This is a genomic window from Comamonas sp. MYb69 (assembly GCF_037479315.1).
Lineage (GTDB): Bacteria > Pseudomonadota > Gammaproteobacteria > Burkholderiales > Burkholderiaceae_C > Comamonas.
Genome location: NZ_JBBGZG010000001.1, coordinates 170,555 through 191,014, shown reverse-complemented (window position 1 = coordinate 191,014; position 20,460 = coordinate 170,555). Strand labels below are relative to the sequence as shown.

The 20,460-nt window shown below is 63.2% G+C and carries 16 protein-coding genes; all 16 read right to left on the bottom strand.

The annotated features are described in order from the left end of the window. Window positions 1-29 precede the first annotated feature (29 nt). Complete coding sequence (locus tag WH303_RS00785) at window positions 30-881, bottom strand: amidohydrolase family protein (RefSeq protein ID WP_339516150.1); 852 nt, start codon at window positions 879-881, stop codon at window positions 30-32. Continuing rightward, window positions 878-2,029, bottom strand: a complete 1,152-nt coding sequence (ssuD, locus tag WH303_RS00780; protein ID WP_312987418.1) for an FMNH2-dependent alkanesulfonate monooxygenase — start codon at window positions 2,027-2,029, stop codon at window positions 878-880. Before ssuD ends, WH303_RS00785 begins: the two co-directional genes overlap by 4 nt. Before the next feature lie 120 nt (window positions 2,030-2,149). Then, window positions 2,150-2,767, bottom strand: coding sequence for an NAD(P)H-dependent oxidoreductase (locus WH303_RS00775; protein ID WP_339516144.1), 618 nt, complete (start codon window positions 2,765-2,767; stop codon window positions 2,150-2,152). A gap of 124 nt (window positions 2,768-2,891) precedes the next feature. Next, complete coding sequence (locus WH303_RS00770; protein ID WP_339516142.1) at window positions 2,892-4,166, bottom strand: acyl-CoA dehydrogenase family protein; 1,275 nt, start codon at window positions 4,164-4,166, stop codon at window positions 2,892-2,894. Continuing rightward, on the bottom strand, window positions 4,163-5,002 hold the full coding sequence (locus tag WH303_RS00765) for a MetQ/NlpA family ABC transporter substrate-binding protein (RefSeq protein ID WP_339516140.1): 840 nt from the start codon (window positions 5,000-5,002) through the stop codon (window positions 4,163-4,165). Before WH303_RS00765 ends, WH303_RS00770 begins: the two co-directional genes overlap by 4 nt. Window positions 5,003-5,028: 26 nt before the next feature. Continuing rightward, window positions 5,029-5,835 (bottom strand): MetQ/NlpA family ABC transporter substrate-binding protein, encoded by an 807-nt coding sequence (locus tag WH303_RS00760; protein WP_021024647.1) that lies wholly within the window; start codon window positions 5,833-5,835, stop codon window positions 5,029-5,031. A 25-nt stretch (window positions 5,836-5,860) separates the two neighbouring features. Next, complete coding sequence (locus tag WH303_RS00755) at window positions 5,861-7,219, bottom strand: LLM class flavin-dependent oxidoreductase (RefSeq protein ID WP_339516137.1); 1,359 nt, start codon at window positions 7,217-7,219, stop codon at window positions 5,861-5,863. A gap of 51 nt (window positions 7,220-7,270) precedes the next feature. Further along, the gene (locus WH303_RS00750) at window positions 7,271-8,134 is read right to left on the bottom strand and encodes a MetQ/NlpA family ABC transporter substrate-binding protein (RefSeq protein ID WP_339516135.1); all 864 of its coding nucleotides are present in this window, start codon (window positions 8,132-8,134) and stop codon (window positions 7,271-7,273) included. A 19-nt stretch (window positions 8,135-8,153) separates the two neighbouring features. After that, window positions 8,154-9,605, bottom strand: coding sequence for an LLM class flavin-dependent oxidoreductase (locus tag WH303_RS00745; RefSeq protein WP_339516133.1), 1,452 nt, complete (start codon window positions 9,603-9,605; stop codon window positions 8,154-8,156). Next, on the bottom strand, window positions 9,605-10,861 hold the full coding sequence (locus WH303_RS00740) for an SfnB family sulfur acquisition oxidoreductase (protein WP_339516131.1): 1,257 nt from the start codon (window positions 10,859-10,861) through the stop codon (window positions 9,605-9,607). The genes WH303_RS00745 and WH303_RS00740 overlap by 1 nt, the downstream gene beginning before the upstream one ends. 73 nt (window positions 10,862-10,934) lie before the next feature. Beyond that, complete coding sequence (locus WH303_RS00735; protein ID WP_339516129.1) at window positions 10,935-12,197, bottom strand: SfnB family sulfur acquisition oxidoreductase; 1,263 nt, start codon at window positions 12,195-12,197, stop codon at window positions 10,935-10,937. A 98-nt stretch (window positions 12,198-12,295) separates the two neighbouring features. Next, on the bottom strand, window positions 12,296-12,958 hold the full coding sequence (locus tag WH303_RS00730; protein WP_021026291.1) for a methionine ABC transporter permease: 663 nt from the start codon (window positions 12,956-12,958) through the stop codon (window positions 12,296-12,298). After that, a complete protein-coding gene (locus tag WH303_RS00725) occupies window positions 12,948-14,138 on the bottom strand; it encodes a methionine ABC transporter ATP-binding protein (protein ID WP_116926131.1) in 1,191 nt (396 codons plus the stop codon). The genes WH303_RS00730 and WH303_RS00725 overlap by 11 nt, the downstream gene beginning before the upstream one ends. Window positions 14,139-14,161: 23 nt before the next feature. After that, a complete protein-coding gene (locus WH303_RS00720) occupies window positions 14,162-14,980 on the bottom strand; it encodes a MetQ/NlpA family ABC transporter substrate-binding protein (RefSeq protein WP_021026290.1) in 819 nt (272 codons plus the stop codon). 52 nt (window positions 14,981-15,032) lie between these two features. Beyond that, on the bottom strand, window positions 15,033-15,845 hold the full coding sequence (locus tag WH303_RS00715) for a MetQ/NlpA family ABC transporter substrate-binding protein (protein WP_021026289.1): 813 nt from the start codon (window positions 15,843-15,845) through the stop codon (window positions 15,033-15,035). 1,021 nt (window positions 15,846-16,866) lie between these two features. Next, on the bottom strand, window positions 16,867-17,757 hold the full coding sequence (locus tag WH303_RS23735) for an RHS repeat domain-containing protein (protein ID WP_445228248.1): 891 nt from the start codon (window positions 17,755-17,757) through the stop codon (window positions 16,867-16,869). Window positions 17,758-20,460 lie beyond the last annotated feature (2,703 nt).

The following is a 20,460-nucleotide window of genomic DNA, read 5'->3' as shown; positions in this document are numbered from 1 at the left end:
CGGTAAGCGCGAGGACTACCCAGCGCTGATTACAGCTTCAAAATCCGCGCCGCATTGCCATGCAGCAGCCTGGGCAGTACGGCCTCGTCAAAGCCCAAGGCCAGAAAGTCCTCAATGCTCTGGCCGATGGGACGGAAGGGGTAGGACGAGCCAAACAGCAGCTGGTCACCCAGAAACTGGTTGGCGGCCTGCACATAGGCCTGGTGGCCGGGCTGGAACACATACATGTCCGGCACCAGGTAGACATTGGCATAGCGGAAGGCCAGGCCAATGGCCTCTTGCACGCGCGGCCAGTAGCCGTGGTAGACGACCAGCGGCAGATCGGGAAAGGCCTGCGCCACCTTGGCCAGGCGCGCCGGGTCGTTGAAGCTCGGGTCCGGGGTGGTCGGGCCGCTCATCAGGAACACCGGCACACCCAGCTCCCGCGCGCGCTCATAAACGGGCCAATACACGGGGTCATCGGGGTGGCGCGCCGGGTCGCCAAAGCCGGGCTCCAGGTCGATGCCGCGCAGGCCCAGCTGCTTGACGGCCCGCTCGATCTCGTCGAGCGCCGCCTGCTCGCCCTGCAGCACCGGGTCCACCCCGGCAATGCCCAGCAACTCGCTATGGCCGTGCACGATCTGGTGGATGGTGTCGTTGGGCAGGTGCTGCGAAGGCGTGTGCCGCCCCACGACCACGGCCTGGCTCAGGCCGGCATCGCTCACCGCCTTTAAAAAGCCCTCCTGGGTCAGCGATTCCTCAAAATGCGTGTCGCTGCCGCGCGTGCCCACGCGCCGGTTCAGCCAGCGGGCGGTGTCATGCTCGGGCGAGCCGGGCGTTGCGCCAAAAAAGTTGTGCAAGAACGCTGGCCGGCAGCGCATATCGATCACGGGCAGGCTCATGAAGCCGACTCCTTCCATTGTTGAACACCACGAACATCAAACGCGCCGCCAGTCTGTGAGCGCGCGGTGGTCACGCTCTTCTTGCCCAGCAGCGGAAACACCAATTCGGCAAAGCGGATCGACTCCTCCAGGTGCGGGTAGCCCGACAGCACAAAGGTATCGGCGCCAATGTCCATGTACTCGCGCAGGCGCTCGGCCACGGTGGCCGCATCGCCCACCAGCGCGGTACCGGCACCGCCACGCACCAGGCCTACACCAGCCCAGAGGTTGGGTGCCACCTCCAGCTTCTGGCGGTTACCGCCATGCAAGGCCGCCATGCGCGCCTGGCCGACCGAGTCCATGCGCGCATAGTTCTGCTGCGCTTTCGCAATGTCTTCGTCGGTCAGCTTGCTGATCAGGCGATCGGCATCGGCCCAGGCCTCCTCATTGGTCTCGCGCACAATCACATGCAGGCGCACGCCCAGGCGCAGTTGGCGGCCGGCCGCAGCGGCGCGCGCCCGGATATCGGCAAACTTGCGCGCCACGGCCTGGGGCGGCTCGCCCCAGGTCAGGTAGGCATCGACATGCTTGGCCGCCAGGTCATGGGCGGCGTCGGACGAACCGCCAAAGTACAAAGGCGGATACGGTTTTTGCACTGGCTCGAAAAAGTTCTTGCCCTGCTTGACCTTGAAGTACTTGCCCTCGTGGTCCACCGTCTCGCCGGCCAGCAGGCGCCGCCAGATGCTCAGAAACTCATCGGCATAGGCATAGCGCTCGTCATGGGCCAGAAACACGCCATCGGCCTCCAGCTCGGTGGCATCGCCTCCGGGCACCACATTGAGCAGCAGGCGCCCGGCGAGCGCCTGGTCCAGGGTCGCGGCCTGGCGCGCGCTGGGCACCGGCATGCCCAGCGAGGTGCGCAGCGCCACCAGCAGCTTGATGCGCTGGGTGACCGCGACCAGGCTGGATGCCACCACCCAGGGGTCCAGGCAGGAGCTGCCGGTCGGAATCAGCAGCCCGTCATAGCCCAGGTTTTCGCTGGTCGTGGCAATGCTGCGCAGGTACTCGGGGGTGGGCTGGCGGCCAAAGTCCGAGGCGCCCAGATAGCGGGTGTCGCCGGACGTGGGCAGGAACCAGAACAGCTCCGGTGGGGACGAGGTAGAGGCCATGGCAAAGGGTCAGGGAGGCTGCAAGGCAAGGGGCGTGCAGCAGACGCCGCAGGGCATGCTGCGCCAGCCCGCCGGCAGCGCATGCAGGCGGGTGGCGTTTGAAAAGAAGCCTGAACGCGCTTAGGCGGCCTGGCGCTCCAGCGCATGCAAGGCCGGCTGGCTGCTGCGCTGGCTGTGCGCCAGCGCGCTCAGCACCGGCACGGCCAGGTCCACGGCCAGTGCGATGTGCTTGTGCAGCGCTTCGCTCACCACCACACCGCCCTGGATGTCTTCGGGCGTTGCATAGACGCCGATCGGCAAGGTCAATGCCGAGAAAAAGCCGAACAGCGGGCGCAGCTGGTGGTCCAGCACCAGCGAATGGCGCGGGCTGCCGCCGGTCGCGGCCAGCAACACGGGCGTGCCCTGCAGCGCATGCTGGTCGACCAGGTCAAACAGGTGCTTGAGCAGGCCCGGCAGGCTGCCCCGGAACACGGGCGAGCCGACGATCAAAAAGTCCGCCGTCTCGATCGCCTCCAGCGCATCACGGGCGGCGGCGGACAGCGCATCCTTGTACAGCACCGGGCCGATGTCGGCCACCAGATCGACCAGGTCGATATGGCGCACATCCAGGCGCACGGCCTGGGCCGACTGGCCCAGGGCCTGGCCCAGTTGCAGGTGCAAGCTGTCGAGCAGGCTGCGGGTGCGCGAAGGCTTGCCCAGGCTGCCATTGACGATGACGGTTTTCAAGATGCGGCTCATGTTCATTCCAGTCGTTCACACGCAAGGGGCCAGGGCCCGGCCTATCCGGGTCGCTGCCTCCAGCGTCAAGACAACCATTACAACCACTGCGCCGCCGCAGGCCAAGGAATGAAATCTCATGTTCTTATGCGTTTTTTGCTGCGAGCCCCACCTGCCAGAAGTAGACCGGCTCGGCGCCATTGAGCAGCATGTCGCCCACCGACTTGGCCTTGTAGATGACCGGGTTGTGCGAGGCCAGGGTGCGGGCATTGCGCCAGTGGCGGTCCAGCCGCAGGTCCTCGGCCAGCGCGCTCGACCCACCCACATCGAACATGCGCGTGGCCGCCTGCAGCACCGCATCGACCACCGCCACCTGGGCCTGGGCGGCACGCAGCTCCAGCGCGTCGAGCTGGGCCTTGCCCGCGCGCTGCTGGCCCGCCTCGGCGCTGCGCAGGATCGGGCCCAGCGCCTGGGCCACATCGCGCACCACTAGCTCGCTCATATAGGCGGTGCTGGCCAGTTGGCCCACGATCTGCTGCACCAGCGGGTCGTCCTTGGGCAGGGCCGCTGCGCCATGGCTGAACACGCGGCGGCGCGCCTGCACATAGGCCAGGGTGTCGCGGCTCAGCGCGCGGGCAATGCCCGCCAGGCTCGCCAAGTGGAAGAGCTGCGCGAATGCCACTATTGGCGAAGGCTCGCCCGCGCGGAACTGCAGCACCGCATGCGCGGGCACCGGCACATCGCGCAGCACCGTGGTGCCCGAGCCGGTGAGGCGCTGGCCAAAGCCGCGCCAGTCATCGAGCCGCTCCACACCGGCCGCATCCCCGGCCACCAGCGCATGCACCGTCTGGTCGGACTGGCCCGGCACCACCGCGCGCGCCAGTACGCTGATCCAGTCGGCATAGAGGCTGCCGGTGCTGTAGAACTTCTGGCCATGGAGCCGCCACTGGCCAGGCACTGCCCCGTCAGGCACCAAGGTGGTCTGCAGGCTGCCGACAGCCCCCTCGCCCACCTCGGTGGTGGCATTGCCAAAGGTGGCGCCCTGGGCCACCAAGGGCAGCCAGTGGCGCTGCGCCTCAGGTGTGCCTTGGTAGAGCACACGGTCGACAAACAAAAAATGCGGCCGCAGGATCTGGGTCAGGTTGGGGTCGGCCTCGGCCAGATCGACCAGCAAGGCCACCAGCTGCTCCAGCGAGGCGCCACTGCCGCCCAGGCTTGGAGGCAGGCGCAAGGCCGTAAAGCCGCTCTCGCGCAGCCATTGCAGCGGCACATGGGCGAGAGTGCGGCTGTGCTCGCGCTCGGCAGCACCTTCGGCAATGCGCGCAAACACCGGCGCAAAGCGCTTCCGTAGATCAGCCAGGCTCGGGTCGTTGGCCTCGGCGGCCTCAGTCACCGTCCGTATCAGTGTGGCCTCGGTCATGGTGCGGCCTTGGCGGTGGTCTTCCAGGGCAGCGAATAGAGCTTGGCGTCATCGGCGAACGAGGCGCTGATCTGCTTGGCGACCGCGGGCGATGCCTGGTAGAGCTGCACAAACTGCGCAATGCGCGGGTCCTGCTTGCGGTCGCTGCGGGCCACAAAGCGGATCGCGTAGTACAGGTCATCGACGGTGGAGTACAGCAGCGCACGGCTGGCCAGCTCGCGCTGGCCGGCGTTGACCAGATGGGCCGGGTAGCCCTGGGCGAGGGCCACATCGTCAAGCGCCCGCACCAGCTGCGGGCCCTCCACCTCCAGCAGCTTGAGCTTGCGCGGGTTGCCGACGATGTCGTTGACGCTGGCCTTGGCGCCCACGCCGGGGCGCAGGCTGATGAGCCCGGCCGTTTGCAGTAGCAGCAGGCCCCGGGCCTGGTTGACCGGGTCATTGGCGACACCGACCGAAGCGCCCGTCGGGATATCGGCCAGCGCCGCATACTTTTTCGAATACAGGCCGATATTGGGCAGCAGGCCCACACCCACGCTTTCGATCTTGTAGCCCCGGTCGCGGATCGCATTGTCCAAAAAAGCCTGGTGCTGGAAGTAGTTGATATCGATATCGCCGGCATCCAGTGCAGTGTTGGGCGTGGTCCAGTCGGTGAACTCGATCACCTGCACCTCCAGCCCAGCCTGGCGCGCCTCCTTGGCGGCGACCTGGACCGAGTCGGCCAGCGAGCCGGGCGTGACCCCGATTTTCAGCGGGGCTGCCACGGCAGTAGCGGCACTGACCACCGCCACAGCGCCGGCGCCCAGCGCCAGCAGGTATTTTTTCAGTGCAAACATCATGGTGTGTCCTCTTGGGTGTAGTGCGCTTACTTCAGCCACGGCAGGCTGTAGAAGCGGCTTTCATTGGCGTACGAGGCATGGATCTGCTGGCGCACCGCCTGGGATTGCTGGTAGATATCGATGAACTGGCGCACCCGCGCATCCTTGACGTTGTCAGCCCGGGTGACAAAGTGGATGGCCCAGAAGGCATCCGTGCCGACGCTGTAGTACAGGCCCTGGCGGGCGGTCTCGAGCTGGCCCGCCTGCAGCAGGCCACCCAGGCTGACGACGGTGATGTCTGCATCATCGAGCGCCCGCGCCAGCTGGGGCCCGGCCACCTCGATGAACTTGAGCTTCTTGGGGTTGCTGGCGATGTCGTCGATCTGGGCCAGCTGCGGCGCATTGGCGCGCAGGGTGACCAGGCCCGCATCGCGCAAGGTGGCAATGGCACGCGCCTGGTTGGAGGTGTCATTGGCCAGCGCCACGCTGGCGCCGGTGGGCAGGCTCGCCAGGCTTTTGTAGCGCTTGGAGAAGATGCCGATATTGCCGCGCGAGCCCACGGCCACGGCGCGCAGGTCCTGGCGGTTTTCGCGGTTGAAGGTATCGAGAAAGGCCTGGTGCTGGTAGTAGTTCAGGTCCAGATCGCGATTGACCAGTGCGGTATTGGGCAGGGTCCAGTCGGTGAACTCGACGATCTGAACGTCGAGCCCCTGGGCCTTGGCCTCGCGCGCTGCAATCTGGGCCGAATCGGCCAGCGAGCCGGGCGTGACGCCGACGCGCAGTGGCTGGGCCTGGGCAGCGCCCAGGGTGGCAAGCGACAGCAACAGGGCTGTCAAAGCGGGGAAAAACTTCATGGCTGCTTTCAAAAAATCTCGGTGCTTATCGGCGCTGCTGCGCGCCGGGGTGGTTGGCGGGTAGTCCATCGCCACGGCCAAACAGCTTGTGGCGCAGGCTGCCTTCTTCGTAGCGCGTGCGGTAACGGCCCCGGTTTTGCAGCTCGGGCACGGCCAGGCTGGCAAAGTCCTCCCAGGTCTCGGGCACGACGATGCGGGTCAGGTTGAAGCCATCGATCTCGCCGACATCGATCCAGCGCTCCAGCGCATCGGCCACCTGCTGCGGGTCGCCGACGATGGTGTTGTAGCGGCTGCCCAGGCTGAACTGTTCGAGCAGCTTGCGCCGCGTGGTCAGGCCCTGCTGCTGGGCGGCCTGCACGGCCGATTGGATGGCATTGCCCTGGCCATAGACGATGGGCTCGTCGAGGTCGTACTGCGCAAAGTCCACGCCGGTGCTGGCGGCAAAATGCGCCAGGCCGCCTTCGGCACTGGCATAGGCCAGGTAGTCGGCGTATTTCTCCTCGGCCTCGGCCTGGGTGGGCGCCACCACCACGGCCGCGCCCACATAGATCTTGATGTCATCGGCCCTGCGCCCAGCGGCCACGGCGGCCGCACGCAGCTTGCGCGAGGCATCCCTTGCGGCTTCCGGCGTGCGCGCTCCGATAAAGATGCCCTCGCCATGCTGGCCGGCAAACTGCAGCCCGCGCTGCGAGGTGCCGGCCTGGAACAGCACCGGCGTGCGCTGGGGCGATGGCGCGCTCATGTGGATCGCATTGGCGCGGTAGAACGGGCCGTCATGCACAACGGGGTGCACCTTGTCCGGCAGCGTGTGGATGCGGCGCGCCTTGTCGGCGATCACGGCGCCATCCTCCCAGCTGCCTTCCCAGAACTTGTAGGCCAGCGCCAGAAAGTCGTCGGCGCGGTCGTAGCGGCTGTCATGGTCGGCCAGGCCATCCTGGCCCAGGCCGCGCGCGCCGCTGTCCACATAGCCGGTGACGATGTTCCAGCCGATGCGGCCATTGCTCAGCTGGTCCAGGGTGGTCACATCGCGGGCAAAGGTGTAGGGCTGGTGCGCGTTGACGGTGGCCGTCAACCCAAAGCCCAGGTGCTCGGTCACCGCCGCCATGGCTGACACCAGCAGCCAGGGGTTGTTCACCGGCAGCTGGATGGCCTCGCGCAGGGTCAGGTCCACGCCGCGTTGGTAGACCTCGTAGTAGCCCACCACGTCGGCGATAAAGATGCCGTCGAACAGGCCGCGCTCCAGCAGCCTGGCGATATCGGTCCAGTACTTGAGCGTGTGGTACTGGGTGGACTGGTCGCGCGGATGCGTCCACAGGCCGTGGTGGATATGTCCGACGCAGTTCATGTTGAACGCGTTGACATGCATGATTTTTTTGTCAGTCATAACCAGTGCGGGTGAGCGCAATCAGTGAATGCCAGGGGGTAGCGCCGCCGATCACCACGAAGGGATGACCACGCCATTGAAGGCCTGCTGGATATAGCTGCGCACTTCGTCGGTGCGGTAGGCAGCGACCAGCTGCGGCACCCAGGGTGCATTGCGGTTTTTCTCCTGCACCGCAATCAGGCAGACATAGGGGCTGTCGCCGCCCTCGACCAGCAGCGAATCCTTCGTGGGGTTGAGCCCCGCCTTGTAGGCATAGTCGGCATTGATCGCGGCCAGCTCCACATCGTCCATCGCGCGCACCAGCATCGGCGACTCCAGCTCGACAAAGCGCAGCTTGCGCGGGTTGTCGGTGATGTCCTGGGTCGAGGCAAACACACCCTTGATCGGGTCAATGCCGGGCTTGAGCTTGATGAGACCGCCCTTCTCCAACAGCAGCAGCACGCGCCCGCCATTGGCCGGGTCATTGGGCAGCGCAATCTGCGCGCCCACCGGCACATCTTCGAGCCGCTTGTAGCGCTTGGAGAACAGCGCAATCGGGCCCACCCAGGTGCGGCCAAAGCCCACCAGCTTGTAGCCGCGTGCACGGATCGCCGCCTGCAGGAACGGGCCATGCTGGAAGCTGTTGGCATCCAGGTCACCTGCATCCAGTGCGGCATTGGGCATCACATAGTCGCTGAAGGACACGATCTCGATCTTGAGGCCGTAGTCGCGCTCGGCCACCTTCTTGACGGCCTCGAACACCTGCTCATGCGGGCCCGAGGTGACCCCCACTTTCAGCACCTTGGTCGTCACCGGTACCGCTGCCCGGGCTGGGCTGCGCCAGGCCCCGGTGGCCAGCGCGGCACCAGCCGCCAGCGAGGTAGACAGAAAACGCCGGCGTTGGCCTGGCAGCGGAGAAGAGGGGTTCTGGGACATGGGGGTTCCTGGATGGCGATCAGGCCAAGGCCTGGGCGCGGGGCGTGGAGAGGGATGGAGAAGCAGCAACGCTGGCGCCACCGCCGGAGGGCTGCTGGCGAAACTGCTGCGCATGGTGGTGGGCCGGCAGGCGGTCACCCTGGCCAAACAGCTTGTGGCGCATGCTGCCGGGCGCATAGGCGCTCTTGTGTAGGCCCCGCGACTGCAGCTCGGGGACGACCAGATCGATAAAGTCGCCAAAGCATTCGGGCACGACGGTGCGGGCGAGGTTGAAGCCATCGACGCCGGCCTCCTCGACCCAGGACTGCATCTCGTCAGCAATCTGCTGGGCATCGCCCACCACGGTGGCATATCGCCCGCCCAAGGCCAGCTCATCGATCAGATCGCCCAGGCGGTAGTCCTCGCGGCCATTGGCCAGGCGCTTGATCGAGTTCTCGATGCCATTGCTGCGGTGCTGCTGCAGCAGCGGCGTGTCGCGCTGGTAGGTGGAGAAATCAATGCCGGCCGTGGCCGACAAATGCGCCAGCGCGGCCTCGGGGCTGGCATAGCGGCAGTACTCCTGGTACTTTTCCTGGGCCTGGCGCGTGGTGGCACCCACCACCGGGGTCATGCCCACCAGCACCTTGATGTCGCCCGGCTGGCGGCCGGCACGCACGGCCTCGGCTCGCAACTGGAGCACCAGCGCGGCGGTGGCGGCCTTGTCCTGGATGGCCATGAACACGCATTCGGCATGGCGCGCGGCAAACTGCAGGCCCCGGCCGGAGCTGCCCGCCTGCAGCAGCACAGGGGTACGCTGCGGCGATGGCTCGCTCAGGTGGTAGCCATCGACCTGGAAATGCGCGCCGCTGTGCTGCACGCGGCGCACCAGCTGCGGATCGGCATAGACGCGGCCTGCGCGGTCGCGCCGCACGGCGCTGTCGCTCCAGCTGCCTTCCCACAGCTGGTAGAGCACGTCCATGAACTCATCGGCCCGGTCATAGCGCGCATCGTGCGCTAGCTGCTGGTGCTGGCCCATGGCGCGCGCGGCTGAGTCGAGGTAGCCGGTGACGATGTTCCAGCCAATGCGTCCCTGGGTCAGGTGGTCCAAGGTAGAAAAGCGCCGCGCCAGCAGATAGGGCTGCTCATAGCTGAGGTTGACCGTCACACCAAAGCCCAGGTGCTCGGTCACCGCCGCCATCGCTGGCACCACCAAGGTGGGGTCATTGATCGGCAGCTGCACAGACTCGCGCAGGGTCACATCGACCGACTGCTGGTAGGTGTCGTAGGCGCCGATGATGTCGGCGATAAAGAGGCCATCGAACAGGCCGCGCTCCAGTTCCTTGGCCAGGCCGGTCCAGTAGTCCAGGCGGTGGTAGTGGCTCGACTGGTCGCGCGGATGCGTCCACAGCCCATGGTTGATATGGCCCACGCTGGCCATGTTGAAGGCATTGAGGATGAGGGGTGCCCGCGCGCTGGCGGCGGTGCTGGCCATCACAGTGCTCCGTGGCGCGGGGGCAGCACGCCGCTCAGCGCATAGTTGCCGATGGCATGGTATTTCCAGCGCACCGGGTCATGCAGGGTATGGGTGCGCACATTGCGCCAGTAGCTGTCAAAGCCATGCTCGGCAAAGGTGGCTGAGGTACCGCCCAGCTCCAGCAGCTTGTTGGCCGCCAGCAGGCCGGCCGTATGCGCCAGCGCACGCGCCTGCGCCACGGCTACCGAGGCGGCAGCCACCGTATGCGCCGTGGGCTCCAGCTGCGCAGCATCCACCAGGCTGCCCGCGCGCCGCAGCAGCGCACGCGCCGCGTGCAGGCGCAGCTCCACATTGCCCAGCGCCTGCAAGGTCAAGGGGTCGTCGCTGGCCTGTGCTACACCGGCATCCACCCAGGCACGCGATTGGCTGCGCACAAAGGGCAAGGTGGCGCGCAGCGCGCCCTCGCCAATGCCCAGGTCGATGGCGGCATGGATGATCTGCGCAAACGGGCCGATGGTGCTGGGGCTGTCAAAGCTCGATTGGAACGGCACAATCCAGGCCTCGTCGATGGCGACGTTCTCCAGCAGCACCGAGCCGCTGCCGGTGACCCGCTGGCCCATGCCATCCCAGTCGTCGATCACCGTCACGCCCGGGGCCGTGCGCGGCACAAACACCATCACGCTGACGGGGTCCTGGGCTTCGTCGATCACCTGCATGGTCTGCACCGGAATCCAGTGCGCAAAGATGGCGCCGGTGCAGTAGAACTTGCGGCCATTGAGCACCCAGCCCAACCCGCCCCGCTCCAGCCGCGAGCGGCGGCGGTAGTCGCGGTGGCCGATCTCGGACAGTGCATTGCCAAAGCGCTCACCCGCCTGCACCCGTTCGTAGAAAAAGCGCTGCTGTGCCGCGCTGCCGCCCACGCGCAGCACCTCCAGCGCATAGAAATGGTTCTGCGGAATATGGCCCAGCGAGCCATCGGCCGCCGCCACGGTCGCGATCAGCTGCGCCACCGTCCAGGCGCTGGCCTGCAGGCCGCCATAGGCGCGCGGCACGGTAATAGCCCAGAGGCCGCTGTCGCTGTAGGCCTCGATTTCAGCCCAGGGCAGGCGGCGCTCGCGGTCGCGCAGCACCGCATCGCCGGCCCAGGTATCGGCCAGCTGCTGGGCCTGTTGCAGGGCAGCCTGCTCGCTGGCAAACACGGGCGGGCGCTGGCGCGGTGCGGGGGCGGGTGCCACCGGGTTGGCAGCGGCGATCACAGGGGGAGAGGTAGTCATGGTGGTGGCTCATGGGCTTGGCAGCAGCATGGCGCTGGCCCGGCCCTTCAAAATCGTTAGGCGGTGCTGCGGCTCAGTTCCACTGGTGGCGGCGCGGGGCGCGGCCATTGAGCAGGTAGTTGCCCAGCAGGTGGTATTTCCAGCGCACCGGGTCGTGCAAGGTGTGCACACGGGCATTGCGCCAAAAGCGGTCCAGGTTGTAGCCGGCGCGGGCCGATGAGGTACCGCCCAGCTCCAGCAGGCGCTCGCTGGCGTTGAGCGCCGCCTCGGTGGTCAGGATCTTGGCGCGCGCCACGGCAACGGATGCCTGCGCGCTGCTCTCGTCAGTGACGGGTTGCGCAGCCAATGCATCGAGCTGCTGCGCGGCATCGAGCAGCACCTCGCGTGCGGCATCCAGCTCCACCTGCAGCTGGCCAAACTCCTGGATGATGTAGGGGTCCTGCCAGGCATGCTCGACGCCCGAATGCACCCAGGCGCGTGTCTTGTCGCGCACAAACTGGCGTGCCTCGTCAAACGCGCCCTGGGCAATGCCCATGTCGATGGCGGCTTGCAGAATCTGCGACACCGGGCCGGACAGGGTCGGCCGGTCCTTGAGCGCATGCAGCGCAATCACATCACGCGGCTCGACCTCGACATCGGTCAGCACCACACCACCGCTGGCAGTGGTCTTCTGGCCAAAGGCGTTCCAGTTGTCGATGATCTGCAGACCCGGCGCCGTGCGCCGCACCCAGACCTGCACAGGGCGCTGCGCCTCGTCCTCGGCGCGGAAAGGCACCCAGTGGGCAAACAGCGATCCGGTGGAGTAGTAGCGCGTGCCGTTGACCAGCAGCCGGCCATCGGCCGCCCGGCGCAGGCTGGCGGTGGCATCGCTGAGCTGGGCGGCGCGGCCCTTGCGCTCAGGCCCGGCATTGCCCAGCCGGTGGCCGCTCAGCACATCGGCAAACCAGCGGCTTTGCTGCTCGGGGCTCGCGGTATCGCGCAGGTTCTGCACCAGCGCAAAGTGGTTCTGCGGAATCTGGCCCAGCGATGCATCGGCCGCGCTGATGGTCGCAAACACCTGCACCACGGTGTGCCAGCTGGCCTGCAGGCCGCCATGGCTGCGCGGCACGGTGATGCCGCCCAGGCCGCTGGCGGTATAGCGCTCGATCTCGTCCCAGGGCAACAGGCGTTCGCTGTCGCGCCGGGCTGCGCCACCGCGAAAGCTCTCGGCCAGCGCAGCGGCCACTTGCAAGGCCTCGGCCTCACTGCGGATCTGCGCGGGCTGGCTGGGCGGCAAAGGCAGACGAGGTGGGGAATCGGCGGGCAACGCTGCGCCCTGGGCAACCGCTGAAGTCATTCGGTGCTTTCTGAAGGGGTTCGGAGAGAGAAAGGCCAGAGACGCGCCCTGGCCTGCAGACCACGGCTCTGCGTGGTGGGCCGCGATAACGCGGACGGTCAGCGGCTGCGCAGCCAGTGCGCCACGCGGTCGCCGGCGGTCTGCACAATGGTGACCAGCGCAATCAGCACCGCGATCACAATCAGCATCACCTGCGTATCAAAACGCTGGTAGCCGTAGCGGATCGCCAGGTCGCCCAGGCCACCGGCCCCCACCGCGCCGGCCATGGCCGACGAGCTGATCAGCGCCACCAAGGTGATGGTGAAGCCGCCGATGATGCCGGGCAAGGCTTCTGGCAGGTAGACATGGCGCACGATGTCCCACTTCTTGCAGCCAATCGCCTGCGCTGCCTCAATGAGGCCGGGATCGACCTCACGCAGGCTGACCTCGGCAATGCGGGCAAAGAACGGCGTGGCACTGATGGCCAGCGGCACAATCGCCGCCCAGACGCCAATCGTCGTGCCGGTGACCAGCCGCGTGAACGGGATCAAGGCCACCAGCAGCACGATAAAGGGCGTGGCCCGGAATCCGTTGACGACGCTGCCGACGGCGCGGTTGGTGCGGGGAGATTCGAGAAAGCCACCAGGCGCCGTCACGATCAACAAGATGGCCAGCGGAATGCCCGCCAGCAGCGCGATACCGGCCGAGGTGGACACCATGATGAAGGTGTCGGCCAGCGCCTTCCAGTAACGGTCGATGGAAATACTCAGTTCAAACAACATAGCCCAGTACCCTGATTTCATGTGCGATGGTGGCGGGGCCTTGCGTCAGCGCAGCCCAGTCGTTGCGGGCGGCGGCACCATCGATGGCGATGATGAGCTGGCCCTGGGCATGGCCCTGGATGCGGTCCACACCGCCGTGCAGCAGGCGCACCTTGGCGCCCAGTGCCTCGGCAATGCGGGGAAAGTCCGGCTCCAGCCCGTCATGGCCGCTGTAGCCCAGCTGCAGTACTTGCTCAAAGCGGCCGGTGCCGGGCGCTTGTGGTTGCAGGCGCTGCTGCAGGTCATCGGGCACGCCATGGCGCAGCGGTGCCAGCAAGGCCTGGGTAGCGGCATGGCGCGGGTTGCCAAACACCTGCCAGACGTCGCCCAGCTCGGCAATCTCGCCCTTCTCCAGCACCAGCACCTGGTCGGCAATCTCGCGGATCACGCTCATCTCATGGGTGATCAGGATCACCGTGATGCCCAGGCGGCGATTGATGTCGCGCAGCAGCGCCAGGATGGCCTGCGTGGTCTCCGGGTCCAGCGCCGAGGTGGCCTCGTCACAGAGCAGAATCTCGGGCCGGGTGGCCAGCGCACGGGCAATGCCCACGCGCTGCTTTTGCCCGCCGGAGAGGCGGCTGGGGTAGGTCTTGTGCTTGTCCTGCAGGCCGACCAGGTCAAGCAGTTCGGTCACGCGCTGCTGGATCTGCGCCGCCGGCACACCGGCGACCTTGAGCGGCAGCGCCACGTTCTCGAACACCGTCTTGGCCGACAGCAGGTTGAAGTGCTGAAAAATCATGCCGACGCGGCGGCGCAGTTGCACGAGGCCCGCTTCATCCAAGGTGCCAATATCGACACCGTCGACCAGCACCTGGCCGCTGCTGGGCGCTTCCAGCCGGTTGATGGTGCGCAGCAGGCTGGACTTGCCCGCGCCGCTGCGCCCGATGATGCCGAAGATGCTGCCAGCAGCTATGTCCAGCGTAATATTCTGCAGCGCAGGCACCTCACCCGCCGATGATCGGTAGACCTTGCCCAGATCGCGGAATACTACGGTGCCTAAGGGGGCGGCGGCTACCGGCGCCTGGCCGCTTGCGGCGGTTGGTACCGCTGCGCTGGCGCGCGCAGCACGGCCCTCTGCGGCCGGCTCGGCCTCGGCGCGGAACTGCCTGCGCAATACGTTCGATACGGCGGAAAGGGCCATGTGCTTCTCCTGGTGTCCTGCCCTTACCAGGGCAAGGTGTAGAGCTTGGGGTCGTTGTTGAACTGCTGGCTGATCGCCTGCTTGACTGCCGCAGAGTTCTGGAACACCTGGACAAATTTGCGCAGCTTGGGGTCATCGGCACGGCTGGCTTGCGAAACAAAGCCCATCGCATAGAAGCGGTCGGCAATGCCCGAATAGGCCAGGGCCTTGCTGGCTTGCTCCTTCTTGCCGGCGCTGACAAAGTAGCTCGGCCAGAGCACGGCCAGGTCCACATCGGGCAGCGAGCGGATCAGCTGCGGGCCTTCGACTTCATAAAAGCGCAGCTGTTTGGGGTTGTCGGTGATATCGGCCACCGTGGCGCCGGGTGCATCACCGGTGCGCAGGCGGATCAGCCCGGCCTTTTGCAGCAGTGCCAGGCCCCGGCCCTGGTTGACCGGGTCATTGGCAATCGCCACCTTGGCCTTGGCCGGCACATCGGCCAGCGCCTGGTAGCGCTCGGAGTAGATGCCAATGTTCTGCAACAGGCCTAGGCCCACAAACTTGAGCTGGTAGCCACGCTCCTTGATGACATTGTTCAAAAAGGCCTGGTGCTGGAAGAAGTTCAGGTCCACATCGCCGTTGTTGACGGCCTCGTTGGGCACCGTCCAGTCGGTGAACTCGACCAGCTCCACATCCAGCCCCTGGCTCTTGGCATCGGCCACCACCGCCTTGATGGCATCGGCCGTGGCCCCTGGCGTGGAGGCGATGCGGATCTTGTCCGCTGCCTGCGCCAGTTGCCACCCTCCCAGCATGGCCGCCGCAGCAATGGCCGCCACCACGCGTCTGTTGATCTTGTTCGTCATGTTCTTCTCGCTTGCTTTTGTAGTTGGATAAGGGGTCGGTCGCCCGCCGCGCTTACTTCTTCAGCCAGGCCAGCGTGTAGAGCCGGTCGTCATTGCTGAAAGACTTTTTGCTGACCGTGCGCACAGTCTCGGAGTTCTGGTAGATGCGGATGAACTTCTGCACCACCGGGTCGTTGACCCGGTCCTTCTTGACCACGAACTGAATGGCGAACTGCTGGTCCTCAATGCCCGAGTACGCCAGGCCGCTCGATGGATCAAAGGCCTTGGCCGCAACGATGAAGTGCGGGTAGCCCTGGGCAATATCCACATCGCCGGTGATGCGCACCAGCTGCGGCCCTTCGACCTCGACAAAGCGCAGCGACTTGGGGTTGCTCGCAATGTCATTGATGGAGCCCAGGTAGCCCACGCCCGGCTTGAGCGTGATCAGCCCCACCTTTTGCAGCAGCAACAGGCCCCGGCCCTGGTTGACCGGGTCGCTGGCAATGCCCACCTTGCCGTTGTTGGGCACATCGGCCACGTTCTTGTGCTTGAGCGAATACAGGCCCACATTGGCCAGAATGCCGGTGCCGGCGCTGGCCAGCGCATAGCCATTCTTCTTCACCGCGTTATCCAGAAACGGCTGGTGCTGGAAGTAGTTGATATCGATATCGCCGTTGTTGACCGCGACATTCGGCGTGGTCCAGTCGGTGAACTCGATCACCTCCACGTCAATGCCCTGGGCCTTCGCATCCTTGGCCGCCGCATTGATGGAATCGGCATAGGCACCGGGCACAACAGCAATCTTGAGCTTGTCTGCCGCCACAGCTGGCAGCACCGCCACAGCAATGGCAGCGGAGATCAGCACACGCTTGAAACTCTGAAACATGGGACGTCTTTCTGGAGGTAAAGACTGCGCCATCACATGGTGGCAGCAGCAACGAAGCCTCCATTGGAGCTTTCGGGCTGGCTTTGCACCACGAAGAATTTCAAATATGGATATGAGAAGTCTGTGCGGGGGGTTGTCAGTTGCTCAGTCTTAAAAAATCTCGCACCTAAGAAATGGTAGGAGCCTATTAAGTTGAGCAGCTTTTTGTTCTGGTGGTGCTCTGTGGACTGCCTTACGGTGAATTGAATGCAGTCTCGCTCTCCGTAGCAGTTGTCTCTGCTGCGGCTTCGACTGGAGGCTGGTAGACAGTGCTTCAGGCGCCTGGGCAAGAAGGAATTCGCCAGCGCGCTTGAGAGGTCGCTGGCTGAGCGCGGCATTTTGGTGTCAAACTTCATCTGGCCCAACCATCCCCCTCGACCTCCCGCACACTAGCTAGTTGCTGTCGGACTGCGCCTCGGATAGTAGAGGCTTTAGCTTGGATTGATATTGCTCAATATGTTCCTCAGTACTGATATCTTGGTCGATCCCATCAACGCTGGCGAAGATGAAAGTCTGCAATGCGCTTTCTCTAGTGGATTTCGACCCTCACTGAGTAGGCGGCTCCATAGCGACGCTCACGCAATGCAATGGCTGTCACCGGTCTTATTCTTTGCGATGGATGCAAGTCAAACATATCATTCGGTTAGCCTATGCATCCAGCCGCATAAAATCTTAGAAAAATTATAAAATCCTCTTATATTTAAATATCAAGTTTTTTAAACCAGATAAAAAATCCAAAAAAAACGTTAGCTACGGGCATTCCAATAATAATAAAAACAACCCAAAACCATTTAAATCTAAGCTTCAATGAAAAAGCAAGGCAACCATTAAGAATGGCAATAGCGTAACTGGAAAATATTAAATAAGCAAGAACCTCGGTCACTAAAGAAAAACCATCGAAAGACGCAAAAATAAATAAAACCAAATTAATCAATGACAATATCAGAGGTATTTTTAGAAAAAATATTATTTTCATGGCTAATTAGCAATCACATTTTATTTTTTCCGGAGGAAAAAGCAATTTCATTTCCCCAGTGTAATTATGGGCGCCAAGAACTGCTCCATACCGCTTGCCAAGCCTTCCACTGGCCGAACCCAGCACCAATTGTCCACCTCCAATACCTAAAAATGCTGCGTTAACCTTCATGGAAAAATTACCCTGAAGAGCATTACCATCCGGAACTGAATTGGAATCTTCAACCTCTACAGATCCTCCACGGTATGCTTCATAGGGAAGAAATGCATCCATTCGCGAATCCTCAGGATTGACAGCTCTTAATTTCACCAAGACCTTTTCTCCATTGATACACTCTGATTCCAGACTAAAGTTTATCTCCGTACGTCCTATTTCAAGCGGAACACGTGTGACTTTCCTGCTGACTCCAGCCTTCAGAACGTAAAATGATCCTTTCCACTTAACCAACCCCCAAGGATCAATTTCGCTGATTGGATTTGAATTGACATAGGAATAAATATTCACACCGCCATATAATCCAATAGGGTCTGCTTCAAAATATTTTCCAGCACCGAATTTGTAATTTCTAAAAAGATTATAATTAGAACCCTTTTCTACATCACGGTACTGCCCCGGAAATCTCAAATTCACCAAAACTGAATTTTCAATAATTGCTGTCGCACCAAACGATTCAGCAATAGCTTTCCATGTGATCACTCCAGCCTTATCCGTCGCCATATGAGGCGTCCCCAGATGATCCGTATGCAGATAGTGATAGCCCGTTTGAGAAGTCGCTAGCCCGCTATTTACGGCCTCTGCCTGCCAAACCGGATCCGTACTCCACAGCCCCTGCTGCCCCGCAACCGGATTGAACCCATAAGCCCGTTGCAACTTGCCATCCTTATCTAACTCCCCCATGAGCGCCTGCTCGCTGTAGACAAAGTAGGTCACCTGCGTGGCCGCGTCTTTGGTCACGCTCTTGCTGATTCTGCGGCCGAACGGGTCATAGCGGTACTGCGCTTGCGTGCCGTCACTGCTCTCGTAAGTGATCGGTCGCTCGGCGGCGTTGTAGCGGTAGGTCTTGTTGTCCTGCCCACTCGTTTCCTGTTGGGTATGGCCCTGCGGGGTGTAGCTCACCTGGGTGTCTACTGCTGGCTTTTGGCTAAACGGCTCTTTTTGGGGATAGCGGACCATTTGGTTGTCGGCGTTGTAGCCCCAGGCTCCCGGCTGGTGCGCGCTACTGGTGCGATTGCCTACGGCGTCATAGCCATAGTGTTCGCTGGGCAGGCCCAGGCCCTGCAGGCTTTGGTCGGGGATTGCCTGGGTGAGGCGGTCCAGGTTGTCATAGCCGTATTGGGTGGTGCCCAGGTCGCTGTCGATCTGGGTGATATTGCCAGCCTTGTCGTATTGGTAGGCCTTGCTGGCGAGAACCTGGTTGCTGCCGTTCTTGACTTGGATGCTGGTGGGACGTTGCAGGGCATCCAGTACCGAGGATTTGGTTGCTCCTGGGGTTTGAATGACCGTGGGCATATTCCACTGGTAGTTTTGGTAGCGGATCTCGCTGCTGTTGGGTAGCGTGATGTGGGCGAGTTGCCCCTGGGTGTAGCTATAGGTTTGGGTGCTGCCGTCCGGATAGGTGTGGCTTGCCAGTTGGCCGTCGCTGTTAAAGCTTTGGCCTGTGGTGAAGCTGAAGTTTCCAGATTCATCTACTTTTCCATACGTAGTTTGGCTTTGTGCCGTGCGTCCTTGGGCATCGTGGCTGTAACTGGCGCTGCTGATAAGTTGGCCGTTGCCATCTTGCTGTTCGTAGGCAGCAAGGCGCCCATCGTTGTCGTACTGGTAGCTGGTTTTTTCATCGAGCGTGGTGCCGCCAAGCTGGTGTTGCGCTTGCGTCATGCGGCCAGCCGCATCGTAGCGGTAGCTGCGAGTATTGCCACCGGCATCAGTGCGCAAGACCAGTTGGTGGGCAGCGTCGTAGCGGTAGGCAATGGCTCCACCCATGGGGCGGGTTTCCTTGATTTGCTGCCCTGACTTGTCATATTCAAATCTGTGGGTGTTGCTCTTGGCATCACTCAAGCTGACAAGCTGGTCAAAGGCATTCCAGCTTTGTTGGGTGGATTGCCCTGCGGGGTCCGTGCCCTTGATCTTTCTGCCCAGTGCATCGTACTCAACCAGCGTGGTCTTGCCTGCAGGATCGGTGCTCGCCACACGCTGGCTCAGCACATCGTAGGTTTGGCTTTGTGTACGGCTCTCCCCGCCACCCAGGTGCTGGGTGGTCGCCGTTTGCCTGCCTTGCTGGTCGTACCGGTAGGTCTCTTTGTACGTGGGGAACTGGGTCGCTATCAGCAGCCCTGCCTGCTCGGTGTCATCTGCCCCGTATTCGTAGCGGGTGGTGTTGCCTGCAGGATCCTTGGTGGCTTGGATGCGGCCTCTCTCGTCATAGGTGGTTTCCGTGACCAGACCGCTTTGGCTGATCGACTGAATCGGCCAGCCATTGCTGTCATAGACGGTTCTGCGGCCCGCGCCTTCGGTCTCACCGGGCGCCAGGATTTCAATCACCCGGCCCCGCTGGTCGTAGCGGGTGACTTGGGTATTACCCATGGGGCTGATGACACGCGTGCGCCTGCCTCTCGCGTCATAGCGAATTTGGGTGGCGTGGCCCAATGGATTGGTGGCCTTGGTCACATTGCCTGCGGCATCAACTTCCAAATTGGTTTTGCGGCTCAATGCATCGGTGCTGCTGGTCGGGGCTCCCCGTAAGTCATACACCTTCGTTTTGGTATGACCCTCCCCATCCGTTTGGGCGGTGACATTGCCCGCACTGTCGTACTGCCAGCTCTGGGTAATGGCATCCGCCTTGGTCGCATCGCCCGCGCCCTTTGTGCTGCTGGTGAGTTGGCTGTGTTGGTCGTAGGTGTAGAGGGTGGTGCGCTGCTCGGGCAAGCCTTTGGCCTCCACCCATTCGATGACATTGCCCTTGCTGTCATAGCGCCAGGTACTTACAACCCCCAACTGGTTGGTGTAGCTGCTCTGCCTGCCAAACACAGGCTCATAGGTGTACTTTTCCACGCTGCCATCGGGGTGGGTGATTTGCAGCGGTTGGTAGTTGCTGTCGTAGGTCGTGGTGGTGCTGTAGCCCCGGGCATTGGTGTACTTCTGGTGGTAAGAGCCATCCCATTGGTTGGCTGCAGCCCTTTTACCGTTGAAGCTGCGACTGAGTTCATTGCCTTGCAGGTCGTACTGGGTGACGGTGACGTTGCCCCTGCAGTCGGTGTAGGTGACTTCAAACACCCGGCGCTCGCGCAGGTAGTTGTTGGCGCCCGTTGATGCGCAGCCGCTTTGCCCGTCAAATTGGCCTACGCGTCCGCCACCCCAGAGGTTGGCGAGCTTTTGCGTGGTGCCGCTGGTGCCTGTCGGGTCGATGGTGACGCCCTTTTTGCCCAGGCTCAGCATGGGCTCGGGTGCGGGGATGCTTTGGATGTACTGGGCGCTGATCTTGAGGCCCAGCGGGTCGGTGCGGCTGGTGATTTGGCCGTTGGCGTCGTACTCGTACTTCCAAGCGTGGCCCATGACGTCGGTAACCTGGGTTAGGCGCTGGCCTGTCCATTGGTAGCTGACGCT

What these genes read in the sequence shown, in the direction of transcription:
- WH303_RS00785 (WP_339516150.1), bottom strand. Translation starts at nt 881, where the DNA reads ATGAGCCTGCCCGTGATCGATATGCGCTGCCGGCCAGCGTTCTTGCAC.
- ssuD (WP_312987418.1), bottom strand. Translation starts at nt 2,029, where the DNA reads ATGGCCTCTACCTCGTCCCCACCGGAGCTGTTCTGGTTCCTGCCCACG.
- WH303_RS00775 (WP_339516144.1), bottom strand. Translation starts at nt 2,767, where the DNA reads ATGAGCCGCATCTTGAAAACCGTCATCGTCAATGGCAGCCTGGGCAAG.
- WH303_RS00770 (WP_339516142.1), bottom strand. Translation starts at nt 4,166, where the DNA reads ATGACCGAGGCCACACTGATACGGACGGTGACTGAGGCCGCCGAGGCC.
- WH303_RS00765 (WP_339516140.1), bottom strand. Translation starts at nt 5,002, where the DNA reads ATGATGTTTGCACTGAAAAAATACCTGCTGGCGCTGGGCGCCGGCGCT.
- WH303_RS00760 (WP_021024647.1), bottom strand. Translation starts at nt 5,835, where the DNA reads ATGAAGTTTTTCCCCGCTTTGACAGCCCTGTTGCTGTCGCTTGCCACC.
- WH303_RS00755 (WP_339516137.1), bottom strand. Translation starts at nt 7,219, where the DNA reads ATGACTGACAAAAAAATCATGCATGTCAACGCGTTCAACATGAACTGC.
- WH303_RS00750 (WP_339516135.1), bottom strand. Translation starts at nt 8,134, where the DNA reads ATGTCCCAGAACCCCTCTTCTCCGCTGCCAGGCCAACGCCGGCGTTTT.
- WH303_RS00745 (WP_339516133.1), bottom strand. Translation starts at nt 9,605, where the DNA reads ATGGCCAGCACCGCCGCCAGCGCGCGGGCACCCCTCATCCTCAATGCC.
- WH303_RS00740 (WP_339516131.1), bottom strand. Translation starts at nt 10,861, where the DNA reads ATGACTACCTCTCCCCCTGTGATCGCCGCTGCCAACCCGGTGGCACCC.
- WH303_RS00735 (WP_339516129.1), bottom strand. Translation starts at nt 12,197, where the DNA reads ATGACTTCAGCGGTTGCCCAGGGCGCAGCGTTGCCCGCCGATTCCCCA.
- WH303_RS00730 (WP_021026291.1), bottom strand. Translation starts at nt 12,958, where the DNA reads ATGTTGTTTGAACTGAGTATTTCCATCGACCGTTACTGGAAGGCGCTG.
- WH303_RS00725 (WP_116926131.1), bottom strand. Translation starts at nt 14,138, where the DNA reads ATGGCCCTTTCCGCCGTATCGAACGTATTGCGCAGGCAGTTCCGCGCC.
- WH303_RS00720 (WP_021026290.1), bottom strand. Translation starts at nt 14,980, where the DNA reads ATGACGAACAAGATCAACAGACGCGTGGTGGCGGCCATTGCTGCGGCG.
- WH303_RS00715 (WP_021026289.1), bottom strand. Translation starts at nt 15,845, where the DNA reads ATGTTTCAGAGTTTCAAGCGTGTGCTGATCTCCGCTGCCATTGCTGTG.
- WH303_RS23735 (WP_445228248.1), bottom strand. Translation starts at nt 17,757, where the DNA reads ATGGGGGAGTTAGATAAGGATGGCAAGTTGCAACGGGCTTATGGGTTC.